Source organism: Flavobacterium olei, from assembly GCF_039749035.1.
Lineage (GTDB): Bacteria > Bacteroidota > Bacteroidia > Flavobacteriales > Flavobacteriaceae > Flavobacterium > Flavobacterium olei.
Genome location: NZ_JBDKWC010000002.1, coordinates 126233 through 140313 on the forward strand (window position 1 = coordinate 126233; position 14081 = coordinate 140313).

Consider the following 14081-nt stretch of genomic DNA (forward strand, 5'->3'; position numbering starts at 1 on the left):
ATCTGTTTTATAAAATTTTAATACTTAAACCTTTAAGTGTTTGCCAGCCTTCCTTGTCGGTTAGACGGATCATGAAATGATAATCTCCCGGATCCACATCTGCAGGAATAGTGATTTGAGCTGTTGCTTCGTAACTTTTTACATTCTCAGGAATAGTATAATTGTTAATGAAAAGGAGTGGCTTTACTGGTTTTTTAACCGCCTCCATTTCACAGCTTACCACTTCTGTACTGTGCGTATGATGGTCAAAATTGTGGTGAATGTCTAAACTGTAAGACCCCAGAGCCACATTATCTGTAAACACGGCTTTGAAAGTGATCGTTTGCCCGCGCGTCAATGTAGAGCATTGGATTGGAAATGCATTCGTACTGGAAATATCAATAACAGGATATTCAATGTCGATTTCTGCGTCGTCACCTGAACAGGAAGAAAAAAGGGCAAAAGCAAAAATGCCCAATAGAAACTTTATATTTTTCATTTTTTATGATTTTTATTAAAGAGCAAAAGGAAGCTCCACGGCCTGCGAAAAATTGATGTTGTAAGTGGTGTTTTTATATAAAATCAGGTAGGTGTAATTACCGGTTGCCCATGCCTTATTTGCAATTAAATCCTGTGCAACAGGTACATTATTGTCTTTTGCAGCACCAATAGTCATTATCGGGAAGTCTCTTGTAACAGTCGTGCCATTCCACTCTACATTTGAGAATCCGCCGGTTTGTGCTATGTTTTTATGTTCTAACACATCGTACACGATTACTTTGCTAAAATCAATCTGGTCTACACTTTCAGGATTGTGTTTTGCATTTTTATTGATTAACAGCACATACATAATTCCGTCACCTTTTATTCCGTCCATAGTTACCTGTGAACTGAAACGGTCATTGTTTTTGAATTTTGCATCAGGATCAGAAAATTGACCTTTTCTGTATAGAAAATTATCATTTAAAAAAACAGTCAATATCGAGACAATCGGTTTTACAGGAAGATTTTCAAGTTTGTAAATCGTTAGGTTTTTCTTTACCTCGAGTTTTGTTCCGTTTTTGTCGTTTACAATAATGATAAAATCATATTTTCCTTCGGCAGCATCTTCCGGAATGTCAAAATGTTTATGAACTGTTGCATTTTTTGCATCTGCATATTGCGTCCATGTAACTTCGTGCGACCAGACTTTAGAATAAGTTTCACTGCTTTTTTGAACAATTTTTACCTGTACATTTTCGATTTTGTCTCCTGCAGTTACTTCTGCATTAAAATGGAAATCCTGTCCAATTGTTGCGGTTTCATTATTGCCAAGGCCCAGCTCGACCTTATCAATTGTGGGAACAGCCTTCCACAGAGCAGAGTCGTTATCGTCGTTGCTGCAGCTGGAGAATGCAAGTGCGGCAAAAACAGAAGCCAGAATTAGTTGAGTTGTTTTCATTTTTTCTGATTTGATTTGAATCATTTTTATAAGGAATTTTTAAGATTACGAACGAGATTTTTACAGGCCGTTTAAAATCTGTGCGACAGAAAAAAGCAGCCTGTTTTCGGCTAAAACACGTTAAAGAGTTTAGCTGAAATGCAAAAAATAGAATTGGAATATGAATTTTTTGTGAATGAGAAGCAGAAGCCAAATGTTGGATCTTATACAAGAACAACAGCTTCTTTTTGAATTAAAGGCCTAAACTGAAAACAGTATTTTGATTTAAATACACTTATGATAGCTATATCAATAGAGGAATTTCAATGATACAGACCTATCAATACTGTAAATTAAAATTCATCAGAACAGGACTCATTCTGGGACACAAAAAAAATATTATAGGGTAAAAGGTGGGGCCCGAAGTGAAAAAAGAGAGCCTTTAAAAAGTACAAAATATTGTTTGCTGTAAAATAAAATATGTTTTACAGCTGCAATGTTTTTAAATAATTGAAAAACGGGAAAATCGAATGTTCCCACTGCACTAAATTTAAAATCGCAGATAGAGCATTTATGAAAAGAATGCAGTTTAGCCTTAAATTGCGGTTTTTCTGAAATCGAAAATTCTGTTTTCTCCTTACAAAGCTTAGTGTCTAAAATATGCTCGTACGAATGCACAGCCGGAAAAAGTATTGCAAACAATACAATTAATGGCATTAAAAGATTTAAAATTTTAAATTTCTTTTTCATTCGTGAAGTTACTTCTTCTGTACATTTTTAGACACGCTAATGCAATGTTGTTGCAAATATAGAAATCTTATTTTTAAATGCAATGCTGTTGCAGTAATTGTTTGCAGAAAATCAACCGTTTTGCTATTTTAGCACATCTTATATTCTCCCAATGAAAATGTTCTACAGCTTTCTTTTATTTTTTGTCCTCATTCCCATCGGATTTTCTCAGTCAAAAGAAAATCTTCTTACGGAAGGTGTTTCGCAACAAATGGCGCTTTATAGAAAGCATCAAATTTCTGCTGTAAATTATGAGCTTTCATTTGAAATTCCGAATCACAAAAATGAAAATATTCATTCTCAACTAGTTTTAAATTTGGTTTTAACCGATTTAAAACAGCCTTTATATCTGGATTTTAAAGAGAAGTCTGCCAATTTGCAATCGATCTCTGCCAACGGAAAAAAGATCGCCATTGTACATGAAAAAGGTCATATTGTTATTGCTTCAAAAGAGCTGATTTCAGGCAAAAACAAAATTGAAATTTCCTTTATTGCCGGAAATTTATCTTTAAACAGAAACGATGATTTTCTCTACACTTTATTAGTGCCGGATCGTGCGAGTACTTTATTTCCTTGTTTTGATCAGCCGAATATAAAAGCAACTTATAAACTAAGTCTTTCTGTGCCAAAAGAATGGGCAGTTTTGGCTGGAGCCGAAGTCAAAAATAAAACAGAAAAAGGTGATTTTACGTCTTATAATTTTGGAGAAACCGATAAAATGAGCACGTATTTGTTTTCGTTTGCAGCGGGAAAATTCAAAAGTGTTACGCAAAAACCTGGTCCCGGGACTTCGGGAGATATGACGATGTTGTATCGCGAAAATAATCCTGAGAAAATAAAAGCAAGTACCGATACAATTTTCAATTTGCATCAGCAATCACTGGATTTTTTAGAAAAATATACCCATTATAAATTTCCTTTTCAGAAATTGGATTTCGCTTCCATTCCCGTTTTTCAATATGGCGGAATGGAACATGTTGGCGCAATTCAATACAGAGAATCTTCTTTGTTTTTAGATAACAGCGCCACAGACAGCGAAAAATTAAACAGAGCAAAACTCATCGCGCACGAAACCTCCCACATGTGGTTTGGCGATTTTGTAACCATGAAATGGTTTGATGATGTGTGGATGAAAGAGGTTTTTGCCAATTTTATGGCAGATAAAATTATGAATCCGATTTTCCCGAAAGTCAATCATAATCTGCAATTTTTTACGGCGCATTATGGCAGCGCTTACGCGGAAGACCGGTCTTTGGGAACACATCCGATAAAACAAAATCTTGACAATTTAAAAGATGCGGGTTCGCTTTATGGTGCTATCATTTACAATAAAGCGCCGATAATGATGCGGCAGTTAGAAGCGTCTATGGGAAAAGAGGCTTTTCAGAAAGGAATTGAAAAGTACATTAAGAAATACGCCAACGACAATGCCGACTGGAATAATCTGGTAGAAATTCTCGATGCCGAAACGCCGCTCGATATGAAGAAATGGAGCGAAGTCTGGGTGAATAAATCGGGGAGAGCCATTTTTACAGATCAGATAAAATATGATTCTCAAAATAAAATCAAAAAGTTTGAGATTCAGCAAAAAGCAGAGGATGGTTCAGAAAACATCTGGCCTCAGGTGTTTGAGATTGGTTTGGTCTACGCAAATCAAGTAAAAACCTTAAACGTTAATTTTACCGCTAAAAATCTATTTTTAAAAGAAGCTGAAGGACTTGAAAAACCACTCGCTGTAGTTTACAATTATAATGGTTTTGGATACGGTGTCTTTCCGCTTGACGGTACTAATTTAAATTATATCGCCAGTTTAAAAGATGAGGTGGCAAGGGCTTCTGCATACAGCAATCTATATGAAAATACGTTGATTGGAAATATTTCGCCGGAGAACGCTTTTAATTGTTTTATTAAAGGAGTCCAGACGGAAGAAAACGAACTGGTTTTACGAATTGCATCGAATAATCTGAACACAATTTATTGGAGATTTTTCACAGAGAACCAACAAAATAAATTTCAGAACCAGCTTCAAGAGATTCTCTATAGTCGTTTACAGGCCAATTTATCTGCCAATATTAAAAAGACGTTATTTGGTTTATTCAGTTCAATTGCTTATTCAGGTTCGGGAAAAAACAAGTTATATCAAGTTTGGAATAAAGAAATTGTGATTCCGAATTTGAAACTGAACGAAGACGATTATACGAATATGGCAATGAATCTCGCAATTTTTAAACATGCAAAAGCAGATGAAATTTTGATTAAAGCTAAAAATGCAATTACAAATCCCGATAAAGTAAAACGTTTTGAGTTTCTGCTTCCGTCGTTATCTAAAGACAAATCGGTACGAAATGCGTTTATGGAATCTTTAAAAGACGATGCGAATCGCGAAAAAGAATCCTGGGTCTCTGCGGCGCTTTCAAATATTCATCATCCGCTTCGTCAGGAAAGTGCGCAGAAATATATTAGATTTTCACTAGATTTGACAGAAGAAATCCAGCGAACGGGAGATATTTTCTTTCCGAAAGACTGGCTGGACAATACAATTGGAAAATATTCGTCGAAATATGCTTTTGATGAAGTACAGCGTTTCTTAAAAGAAAACCCTAATTTTAGTCCAATCCTGAAACGTAAATTGTTTCAGGCAACCGATTTGCTTTATAAAGCACAAAATATTAAAAAAGAAACCGAATGAAAATTGAGTCGGAAATAGAGAAAGTCTCGAGTTTTCAGCATCTTGAAATGCTGGCGAATCAGGTTGTGGAAGGTTTTATATCGGGCATGCACAAAAGTCCGTTTCATGGATTTTCGGCCGAATTTGCCGAACATAAAGTGTATAATGCAGGCGAAAGCACCAAGCATATCGACTGGAAATTATTTGCAAAAACCGATCGTTTGTATACGAAACGTTTTGAAGAAGAAACCAATTTGCGCTGCCACCTAATTGTAGACAATTCGTCGTCTATGCATTATCCTGAACTCAGATCGGGTCAGCCATTTTACGAAAAGAAAATAGGTTTTTCGGTTTTGGCTTCGGCGGTTTTAATGAATATCTTAAAGAAACAGCGCGATGCCGTTGGATTAAGTGTTTTCTCGGATACCTACGAATATTATTCGCCTGAAAAAGGAAGTGATCGCCACCACAGAATGCTTCTGAATAAACTGGAACAATTATTAGAACAGCCAAAAGTTAAAAAAACTACCGATACGATTACGTACCTGCATCAGATTGCAGAGAAAATGCATCGTCGGTCTATGATAATTTTGTTTACCGATATGTTTCAGACGGAAGACGATGAAAAGCTGTTTAACGCTTTACAGCATTTAAAACACAACAAACATAAAGTGGTTTTGTTTCATGTAGTGGACCATCAAACCGAAATGAAATTTGACTTTGACAATACGCCAAGGAAATTTATAGACCTGGAGTCGGGAGAAGAAGTTTCGATTTTTGCAGACAATGTAAAAACAGCTTATGAAAATAGGGTGGAGGAGTACTTTAAAAACCTTGCGCTGACCTGTGCAAAGAACCAAATTAAGTACGTTCCGGTAAATGTGGGCGACAATTTTGAAAAAATATTAACTACTTATCTGGTTGAAAAACAAAACTTTGGATAATTATTTTTAGAAAAAAATATTTTTTTTTATAAAAACACTTGCAGAAATGAAATTCTGTACTATCTTTGCAACCGCAATAACGCAGAGGTTTGGTAGTTCAGTTGGTTAGAATACATGCCTGTCACGCATGGGGTCGCGGGTTCGAGTCCCGTCCAGACCGCAATATTGGGAAAAGCCTTTCTTAACAGAAAGGCTTTTTTGCCCAAATACGGTATCTAAGATTAGTTGTGTTGTTTTGCTGAGAATTTGTAACTCTCAGCTCGGTTTAGTAGTTAGACCAATGAAAAGCTTTCCACTTTGTGGATGGCTTTTTTGATTTAAGACTATTTGGTTTTTCCTGAAAGCAAATATTTTTACCGCAAAGCACACAAAGATTTACACAAAGGTTCGCAAAGTTTTTATATGACTTTGCGAACCTTTGTTTTTTTAACTTTGCGTGCCGTGCGGTTAAAAAAAACAGAAAATTCTTGTTTTTTGATTGAAACGCAGAATTTTAAAATATTGGAATATAGCTCATTAAAATTTTATTGATTTTTATTCGCTAAAACCCTTGCAAAATCAAACTTCTATTGTATTTTTGCACTCACAATAAGCAGTGGGTTTGGTAGTTCAGTTGGTTAGAATACATGCCTGTCACGCATGGGGTCGCGGGTTCGAGTCCCGTCCAGACCGCTTAGTTTTTTTAAAATACCTTTCTTAACGGAAAGGTATTTTTTTTTGTTTATATCCTAACGTTTTTTTATGTTCTACGTGTATATTATTTATTTAAAAACTTTGGATGTTTATTACAAAGGTTTTAGTGAGAATATTTCTCAGAGATTATTGTATAATAATGATAATAAAAGCAGGTATACTTCAAATAAAGGACCTTGGGAATTAGTATATTCCAAAGGATTTGAAACTAAGAAAGAAGCATTAATTGAAGAGTTGAGATTAAAAAAACTAAATAGAAAATCATTAGAAGCATTAATTAATAAAGAGATTGTCTAAATTGGTTATAATACATGCCTGTCATCTCGTCTTTTCGGACGAGACGGGTTCGAGTCCTCTTGTTTCAGGAACGAGACTTAAATTTTTTAAAATACCTTTCTTAACGGAAAGGTATTTTTTTTTGTTTAATTAGACTTAACTATGTTCTACGTGTATATTATTTATTCAAAAACTTTTGATGTTTATTACAAGGGTTTTAGTGAGAATATTTCTCAGAGATTATTGTATCATAATGATAATAAAAGCAGGTATACTTCAAATAAAGGACCTTGGGAATTAGTATATTCCAAAGCATTTGAAACTAAGAAAGAAGCATTAATTGAAGAGTTGAGATTAAAAAAACTAAATAGAAAATCATTAGAAGCATTAATTAATAAAGAGATTGTCTAAATTGGTTATAATACATGCCTGTCATCTCGTCTTTTCGGACGAGACGGGTTCGAGTCCTCTTGTTTCAGGAACGAGACTTAAATTTTTTAAAATACCTTTCTTAACGGAAAGGTATTTTTTTTGTTTTATAATTAGGTCTAAGTATGTTCTACGTGTATATTATTTATTCAAAAACTTTTGATGTTTATTACAAGGGTTTTAGTGAGAATATTTCTCAGAGATTATTGTATCATAATGATAATAACAGCAGGTATACTTCAAATAAAGGACCTTGGGAATTAGTATATTCCAAAGCATTTGAAACTAAGAAAGAAGCATTAATTGAAGAGTTGAGATTAAAAAAATTAAATAGAAAATCATTAGAAACATTAATAAATAAAGAGATTGTCTAAGTTGGTTATAATACATGCCTGTCATCTCGTCTTTTCGGACGAGACGGGTTCGAGTCCTCTCGTTTCAGGAACGAGACTTAAATTTTTAAAATACCTTTCTTAACGGAAAGGTATTTTTTTTTGTTTTATAATTAGGTCTAAGTATGTTCTACGTGTATATTATTTATTCAAAAACTTTTGATGTTTATTACAAAGGTTTTAGTGAGAATATTTCTCAGAGATTATTGTATCATAATGATAATAACAGCAGGTATACTTCAAATAAAGGACCTTGGGAATTAGTATATTCCAAAGCATTTGAAACTAAGAAAGAAGCATTAATTGAAGAGTTGAGATTAAAAAAACTAAATAGAAAATCATTAGAAGCATTAATTAATAAAGAGATTGTATAAGTTGGTTATAATACATGCCTGTCATCTCGTCTTTTCGGACGAGACGGGTTCGAGTCCTCTTGTTTCAGGAACGAGACTTAAATTTTTTAAAATACCTTTCTTAACGGAAAGGTATTTTTTTTGTTTTATAATTAGGTCTAAGTATGTTCTACGTGTATATTATTTATTCAAAAACTTTTGATGTTTATTACAAAGGTTTTAGTGAGAATATTTCTCAGAGATTATGTATCATAATGATAATAAAAGCAGATATACTTCAAATAAAGGACCTTGGGAAGTAGTATATTCCAAAGGATTTGAAACTAAGAAAGAAGCATTAATTGAATAGTTGAGATTAAAATAACTAAATAGAAAATCATTAGAAACATTAATTATCAAGAAGTAATAAAGAGATTGTCTAAGTTGGTTATAATACATGCCTGTCATCTCGTCTTTTCGGACGAGACGGGTTCGAGTCCTCTCGTTTCAGGAACGAGACTTAAAATTATAAAGTCTTTCCGTTCAGGAAGACTTTTTTTTTGATCTAAGTTTTATGAAATAATCTCGCCAAGTCGCTAAGTTTTTATTTCACGCAGATTTTGCAGATTTAATTTTTATAAAATTATCTGCTAGGATTTGCTTAAATCTTTTTTAAATCTGCGTGAAAAATCCTTTAATCCTTATAATAATCTGTAGCTAAACACAAAACTTGGCGTCTTAGCGACTTTGCGAGATTATTTTTTCTTTCTAATAAAGATTTATAGCGAACTTTGTGTAAAACCTTATCGCTCTTTGCGGTTAAAAAACAATATGGAATATTCCGGTCAGAAATTAGATAAGTACTACATAAATAAAGTAGATGCCGATAAAAAGAGCATTTACTGCCATCACGATTTGATGGGAGAATTGTTTGTGCCCACACATAAACACGAAAAAGCACAAATGCTCTATGCAGAAGGCGATGTAGTTTTTGTGACAACCAAAACGAAATCGTACTTTTTACCTGCAAGGCATTTTATTTGGATTCCTGCCGGACTAGAACACAGCATCGAACCAAAGTCGGAGCATGTGATAATGCGAAATCTGTATTTTCCGGTTGAAAATGATGAAGATGAATTTTATGAAAAAGAAGGGATTTATCCGGTAAATAATTTGTTGCTTCAAATGATGCTTTTTACCAATCGCTGGAACGGACATCTTGAAGAAGGAACGCCTAATTTTACTATTGCGAAAGCCATAAAAGCCATTTTACCACAGATTTGCCCTACCAATCTTCCATTAGAATTACCACAGCCCAAAGACAAACGTTTGGGTAAAATTCTGCGTCATGTGGAGAATAATCTGGGTGAAACCATTTTATTTTCAGACGTAGCCCACGAATTTGGTTATAGCGAAAGATCGTTGGCGCGTTTATTTCAAAAAGACCTAAAAATGTCTTTTATTCAATATTATACTATTCGAAGAATTTTGAAAGCCATCGAACTTCTATTAGAAAAAAAACTTTCGGTAAAAGAAGTGGCTCAAGAAGTCGGTTACAACAGTGTCCCGACATTTAGTAATACCTTTTTTAAAATTCTGGGTCAGCGTCCTTCTGATTACTTTAATAGAGAAGAGATTTTAGAACAGAGTAAATAGTTTTTGTTTCCCGCAGATTAGGCAGATTTAAGCAGATTTTTATTTTGGTCTCTACTGATTAAAAGATAGAAAGAGAGAGATAGAGAGCTGTTCTAATCTGTCTAAATCGTTTTAAAGCAGCGTGAACATCTCTCCAACTAAAGCAAATTCAATTATTTGTTTCTCAATATTCCAATAAAACGTTTTCGAAAAACAACATTTTAACATTTGGCTGAAATGAATATGTTCTTGGCTTTTTAGAATTATCAGTCACCAAAAAAATGGAGGAACTTTGCAGCATCAAATATTAATGTATTCATGTTCCTTAAAACAACAAATTATAAAGAAGATTGTTTTCTTAAAAGCTTACTGATTTTGCTACTAATTTTAGCTTTCAGTAATATACAAGCACAGGAAATTCATACGGTTTCTTTACAGGAAGCGATGAAACTGGCAAAAGAAAACAACAGGAAAGTCCTAAGATCTCAACTGGAGATTGCGCTCTCAGAGCAAAACATCAAAGAAAGAAAAGAACTCCGATTACCAGACGTGCAACTCAATGGCATGTATTCCAGAATTACCAACATTACCGAATTTAAAGGAAACGGTTTTCTTAACGGAAAAGAAGTCACCAAAGCAATTCCGGAAATTTACGAAGTGAATTCGACCTTTAAAATGCCAATTTATGAAGGGAATAAAATCAACAACGCCATTAAGATTGCAAATGAAGAAAATGAAATTGCCAGAATAAAATCGGAAAAAACAGAAAATGATATTGAGCTGGAAGTGGTAGCCACCTATCTGTCGATTTATAAAATGATGGAACTTCAGAAGATATTTGAAGAAAACATCAAAGAAGAAAAAAGCCGGCTGAAAGAAGTACAATCGCTTCAAAAGCACGGAACGGTGACCAAAAATGAAGTCATTCGTGCCGAATTACAACTCTCAGATCGTGAATTGAATGCGCTTACAAACTCCAAAAACATTAAAATCGCACTTCACAATCTGAAGACGTTGATTCAAATTTCGGAAAACGAAGAAATTGCTATCGACACAACATCCCATTTAGACGAAATGACCGGTTTAGATCCGTATGATTTTTATCTGAATAAGGCGTTGCAAAATGAAGAAATGCGAATCGCGAGTCAGGAATTGCAGGTTAGTAAAACAGAGTTGCAATTGGTAAAAGGGAATTATCTGCCCAGTGTTGGTTTCTTCGGGAATTACGGATTTTATTATCCCAACTACAAATTCTTTCCTCCCAATCCGTATTTGTATACTTTGGGTCAGGTGGGAATCGAGGCGCGTTTTGATCTTTCGGCTTTGTACAAAAACAAAACAAAAATGGCGCAGGCCAATACTAAAATTGAATGGCAGCAAATGCAGTCTGAAATTGTGAAAGACGAAGTTCAGGACAAGCTTTATAAAAATCATACCCAATATCAGGAAATCCTTGAAAAATTTGTGGTTGTTGATAAAGCGCTCGATTTAGCCGAAGAAAACTACCGAATCGTAAAGCTGAAATACCTAAATCAACTGGTTTTAATTACCGAAATGGTCGATGCTGATAATGCTTTGCTTCAGGCGAAATACAATAAAATTTCTACGCGATTAGATGCGGTTTTAAAACATTATGAATTGCTGCATACAGCGGGAATGCTATCGCAGAGCTAGTTATTGAATTTAGTAGGAGCGAGAAGCAAGGGAAAAGATTTGATAGAAGAAAGAAGCAAGAGGAAAGATTAAAAGTATAGTTTCTCAGTTTCGGAGGAACGATTCATATTGTAGCGCCATCCCAAAACTTCGGATTATTTAGTGAAAAATAGATTAAAAGATATAAAGTTTATGGTTAAGATTAAGAATGAAACTCAGAGTAACAAAACGTTTCATATTATAATAACAATTATTGCCAGTGTTTTGGTAATCAGCGGAGTCATTTTGGGGATTTGGTTTTACGTTTTTAACCGAAACCATGAAGAAACCAATGATGCTCAGGTAGAACAGTACGTTACGCCGATTATGTCGAGAATTACAGGTTATGTGCAAGAAGTTCGTTTTAACGAAAATCAGTTTGTGCACAAAGGCGATACTTTGGTCGTGATTGATAACAGAGAATATCAGTCGAAATTAAATGTGGCTTTGGCCGATGTTCAAAATGCGAAACAAAACAGCGTGGTCGCCGAGAAAAATGCTATTAATACCGCAAGTGCAACGGCAATTAACGAAGCGCAGCTGGATGGAGCAAAATCGAATCTTTGGAAAACCAAATTAGAATTTGAGCGTTACAAAGCTTTGGTTAAAGAAGAAGCAGCAACTTCGCAGCAACTGGAAAAAGTAAAAGCAGATTACGAATCGGCTCAGGCGCATTTTCAGGAAATGAAAAGCAGAATTCACTCCTCCTCTCTGAGTACTTCTGTTGCCGAAGCCAATGTTCCGACAACACAAACAAATATTGCCTCCAAACAAGCGGCTGCCGATAATGCAGCTTTATTTCTTTCGTATACGATAATCACCGCGCCTTATGACGGCTGGGTGGGAAAACGAACTTTACAGCCCGGTCAAATGGTAAAAGAAGGACAATCTTTGCTTTCTATAGTGAGTAAAGAAAAATGGATTACAGCCAATTTTAAAGAAACACAATTGCAATATTTAACAGTCGGGCAGGAAGTTGAAATTAAAGCCGATGCCATAAATGATAAGACTTTTTTGGGAACAATTGCTTCATTATCGCCTGCGAGTGGTGCGAGATTTTCATTGCTTCCTCCGGATAATGCAACAGGGAATTTCGTGAAAATTGAACAAAGAATTCCAGTTCGGATTCAGCTAAAAGACAAAGGCCAGCAAACCGATTTTTTAAGAGCAGGAATGAACATTACGGTTGTGGCTGCACACAAATAAAATGGAAGATAAAAGTATATTTAAATCCTGGGTTCCGCGATGGGCGATCATTATTATTTTGTTCGTTTGTCTGCTGCATTCCATGATTTTATTGGGAGTTTACACTTCGAACGTGACTTATGCGGCAAGTTTTCTGGACATTGAACCCGAAGATCTGCAATTTGCAATGTGTGTAACGTACGGAACCTTACTCGCAACGATTTTAATAGAAAGCCGATTTTCGAGCTTTTTCCCAGCCAAAAATTACCTGATTGCCGTTTATTCCCTTATCGGAATTACGATTATTTCCTCGGCCTATATTACCAGCTTTTCGGTTTTTTTATTGATGAGAGTAGCCGAAGGAATCCTTATGGCGCTTCCGGTAATTACAATAAGGCAATTGTTGATTGAGCAGTTCAATTCTAAAAATGCGATTATTATTGGGTTTTCATTTTATTACGGATCGCTGCTGTTGTCAACGCCGTTTATTATGAATATTGCCGTTTGGTTTCTCGATCATTACGACTGGAAATATATGTTGTATGTTTCGGGTGGACTTCAGTTTTTAAATGTTTTTTTAATCCTGGTTACTTTTCGTGGGCACCGAATTACAAAGAAAATTCCGTTGTATCAAATCGACTGGATGAGTTATTTTTTGGTTTTAATTTCTATTCTTTGTGGTGCCTACTTTTTTGTTTATGCTGAAAAGAAATATGGGTTTCAATCTTCAGAAATGGTTTTAATGCTGATGATTTCGCTGATAACCGGTGGATTATTCATCTTTAAAGAACGTTTGGTAAAGCGGCCAAGTTTTAATTTTGAAGTTTTAAAATATGCCAATCTCAGAATTGGATTTTTATTGTTTTTCTTGTTTTACATCAGCCGGGCGACATTAAGTTTGTGTCATTCGGCGATGTATTCAATTTGGAACTGGGATCCGTCACGTGTCGCCGGCGTACAATATATTAACGGATTAGGAAATGTGATCGGACTTATTTTAGCCGCTTTTTTCCTGATGAAATCTGTTTCGACCAAGATTATTTTCATGATTGGTTTTACGCTGATTGCGATTTTTCATTTTTGGTTTACGTTTTTATTTGTTCCCGATGTTGCGCTGAGCGATATTATAATTCCCTATATTTTGCAGGGCGTTGGCGTCGGGTTTTTGTTCGTTCCTTTAATCCTGTTTACAACCTCTTCGGTTCCGTCAAACATGGCAGTTTCTTCTGGAATTGTTGGGGTTTCAGGGCGTTTTTGGGGATCCACAATTGGTTTTTGTGTGATGCAGAATGCTATGGTATTTCTCAATAAAAAACACTTTTTAAAATTAAGTCAGTTTTTAACGGGCGAAAATCCCGAAGCGCAGGAAACGATCTCCAAAACAGCGCAAGGCTTTATGGCAAAAGGATATTCGCTTGACGAATCGAATACTTTGGCGTTAAAAAAAATTTTCGGAACCATTACCAAACAATCGACTTTGCTGGCCGATATGGAAATTTATACGATTGTAGGTTACGGACTTGTAGTTTTAATTATTCTGATTGCTATAAACCAGCATTTGAGACAAACAATGACTTTGGTGAAAAGTAAAATTTGGATTGGATAAAATTTTGTTTCAGGTTTCAGGTTTTAAGTTGTTTCACGCAA

At 35.0% G+C, this 14081-nt stretch carries 13 protein-coding genes and 2 tRNA genes; 12 read left to right on the forward strand and 3 right to left on the reverse strand.

The features are described from left to right. Positions 1-7: 7 nt before the first annotated feature. From ABEB31_RS04485 to ABEB31_RS04495, 3 genes are all read right to left on the reverse strand, one after another. Positions 8-478, reverse strand: coding sequence for a DUF4625 domain-containing protein (locus ABEB31_RS04485; RefSeq protein WP_347050149.1), 471 nt, complete (start codon positions 476-478; stop codon positions 8-10). Positions 479-493: 15 nt separating this feature from the next. After that, positions 494-1420: a DUF4625 domain-containing protein gene (locus ABEB31_RS04490; RefSeq protein ID WP_347050150.1), complete on the reverse strand. Its 927-nt coding sequence runs from the start codon at positions 1418-1420 to the stop codon at positions 494-496. A 378-nt stretch (positions 1421-1798) separates the two neighbouring features. After that, positions 1799-2116 (reverse strand): hypothetical protein, encoded by a 318-nt coding sequence (locus ABEB31_RS04495; protein WP_347050151.1) that lies wholly within the window; start codon positions 2114-2116, stop codon positions 1799-1801. Between the two features lie 184 nt (positions 2117-2300). On the opposite strand from ABEB31_RS04495, the gene ABEB31_RS04500 reads away from it, so the two are divergent. The 12 genes from ABEB31_RS04500 (at position 2301) to ABEB31_RS04555 (ending at position 14040) form a co-directional block, all read left to right on the forward strand. Beyond that, the gene (locus ABEB31_RS04500) at positions 2301-4877 is read left to right on the forward strand and encodes a M1 family aminopeptidase (RefSeq protein WP_347050152.1); all 2577 of its coding nucleotides are present in this window, start codon (positions 2301-2303) and stop codon (positions 4875-4877) included. Beyond that, positions 4874-5800 carry a DUF58 domain-containing protein gene (locus ABEB31_RS04505; RefSeq protein ID WP_347050153.1) on the forward strand — a complete coding sequence of 309 codons (927 nt, stop codon included), beginning with the start codon at positions 4874-4876 and terminating at the stop codon, positions 5798-5800. Before ABEB31_RS04500 ends, ABEB31_RS04505 begins: the two co-directional genes overlap by 4 nt. A gap of 86 nt (positions 5801-5886) precedes the next feature. Further along, positions 5887-5960, forward strand: a tRNA-Asp gene (locus tag ABEB31_RS04510). 438 nt (positions 5961-6398) lie between these two features. Next, positions 6399-6472, forward strand: a tRNA-Asp gene (locus tag ABEB31_RS04515). Positions 6473-6541: 69 nt separating this feature from the next. Beyond that, on the forward strand, positions 6542-6790 hold the full coding sequence (locus tag ABEB31_RS04520) for a GIY-YIG nuclease family protein (protein ID WP_347050154.1): 249 nt from the start codon (positions 6542-6544) through the stop codon (positions 6788-6790). A 141-nt stretch (positions 6791-6931) separates the two neighbouring features. Next, complete coding sequence (locus tag ABEB31_RS04525) at positions 6932-7180, forward strand: GIY-YIG nuclease family protein (RefSeq protein WP_347050155.1); 249 nt, start codon at positions 6932-6934, stop codon at positions 7178-7180. Positions 7181-7323: 143 nt separating this feature from the next. Beyond that, on the forward strand, positions 7324-7572 hold the full coding sequence (locus tag ABEB31_RS04530) for a GIY-YIG nuclease family protein (protein WP_347050156.1): 249 nt from the start codon (positions 7324-7326) through the stop codon (positions 7570-7572). A 143-nt stretch (positions 7573-7715) separates the two neighbouring features. Beyond that, positions 7716-7964, forward strand: coding sequence for a GIY-YIG nuclease family protein (locus ABEB31_RS04535; protein WP_347050157.1), 249 nt, complete (start codon positions 7716-7718; stop codon positions 7962-7964). A 789-nt stretch (positions 7965-8753) separates the two neighbouring features. Then, a complete protein-coding gene (locus tag ABEB31_RS04540; protein WP_347050158.1) occupies positions 8754-9578 on the forward strand; it encodes a helix-turn-helix domain-containing protein in 825 nt (274 codons plus the stop codon). A 354-nt stretch (positions 9579-9932) separates the two neighbouring features. After that, positions 9933-11231, forward strand: coding sequence for a TolC family protein (locus ABEB31_RS04545; RefSeq protein ID WP_347050159.1), 1299 nt, complete (start codon positions 9933-9935; stop codon positions 11229-11231). A 171-nt stretch (positions 11232-11402) separates the two neighbouring features. After that, positions 11403-12455, forward strand: coding sequence for an HlyD family secretion protein (locus ABEB31_RS04550; RefSeq protein ID WP_347050160.1), 1053 nt, complete (start codon positions 11403-11405; stop codon positions 12453-12455). Position 12456: 1 nt separating this feature from the next. Further along, on the forward strand, positions 12457-14040 hold the full coding sequence (locus ABEB31_RS04555; protein WP_347050161.1) for an MFS transporter: 1584 nt from the start codon (positions 12457-12459) through the stop codon (positions 14038-14040). Positions 14041-14081: the final 41 nt, after the last annotated feature.

What these genes read in the sequence shown, in the direction of transcription:
- ABEB31_RS04540 (WP_347050158.1), top strand. Translation starts at nt 8,754, where the DNA reads ATGGAATATTCCGGTCAGAAATTAGATAAGTACTACATAAATAAAGTA.
- ABEB31_RS04505 (WP_347050153.1), top strand. Translation starts at nt 4,874, where the DNA reads ATGAAAATTGAGTCGGAAATAGAGAAAGTCTCGAGTTTTCAGCATCTT.
- ABEB31_RS04495 (WP_347050151.1), bottom strand. Translation starts at nt 2,116, where the DNA reads ATGCCATTAATTGTATTGTTTGCAATACTTTTTCCGGCTGTGCATTCG.
- ABEB31_RS04490 (WP_347050150.1), bottom strand. Translation starts at nt 1,420, where the DNA reads ATGAAAACAACTCAACTAATTCTGGCTTCTGTTTTTGCCGCACTTGCA.
- ABEB31_RS04525 (WP_347050155.1), top strand. Translation starts at nt 6,932, where the DNA reads ATGTTCTACGTGTATATTATTTATTCAAAAACTTTTGATGTTTATTAC.
- ABEB31_RS04520 (WP_347050154.1), top strand. Translation starts at nt 6,542, where the DNA reads ATGTTCTACGTGTATATTATTTATTTAAAAACTTTGGATGTTTATTAC.
- ABEB31_RS04485 (WP_347050149.1), bottom strand. Translation starts at nt 478, where the DNA reads ATGAAAAATATAAAGTTTCTATTGGGCATTTTTGCTTTTGCCCTTTTT.
- ABEB31_RS04550 (WP_347050160.1), top strand. Translation starts at nt 11,403, where the DNA reads ATGGTTAAGATTAAGAATGAAACTCAGAGTAACAAAACGTTTCATATT.
- ABEB31_RS04555 (WP_347050161.1), top strand. Translation starts at nt 12,457, where the DNA reads ATGGAAGATAAAAGTATATTTAAATCCTGGGTTCCGCGATGGGCGATC.
- ABEB31_RS04530 (WP_347050156.1), top strand. Translation starts at nt 7,324, where the DNA reads ATGTTCTACGTGTATATTATTTATTCAAAAACTTTTGATGTTTATTAC.
- ABEB31_RS04500 (WP_347050152.1), top strand. Translation starts at nt 2,301, where the DNA reads ATGAAAATGTTCTACAGCTTTCTTTTATTTTTTGTCCTCATTCCCATC.
- ABEB31_RS04535 (WP_347050157.1), top strand. Translation starts at nt 7,716, where the DNA reads ATGTTCTACGTGTATATTATTTATTCAAAAACTTTTGATGTTTATTAC.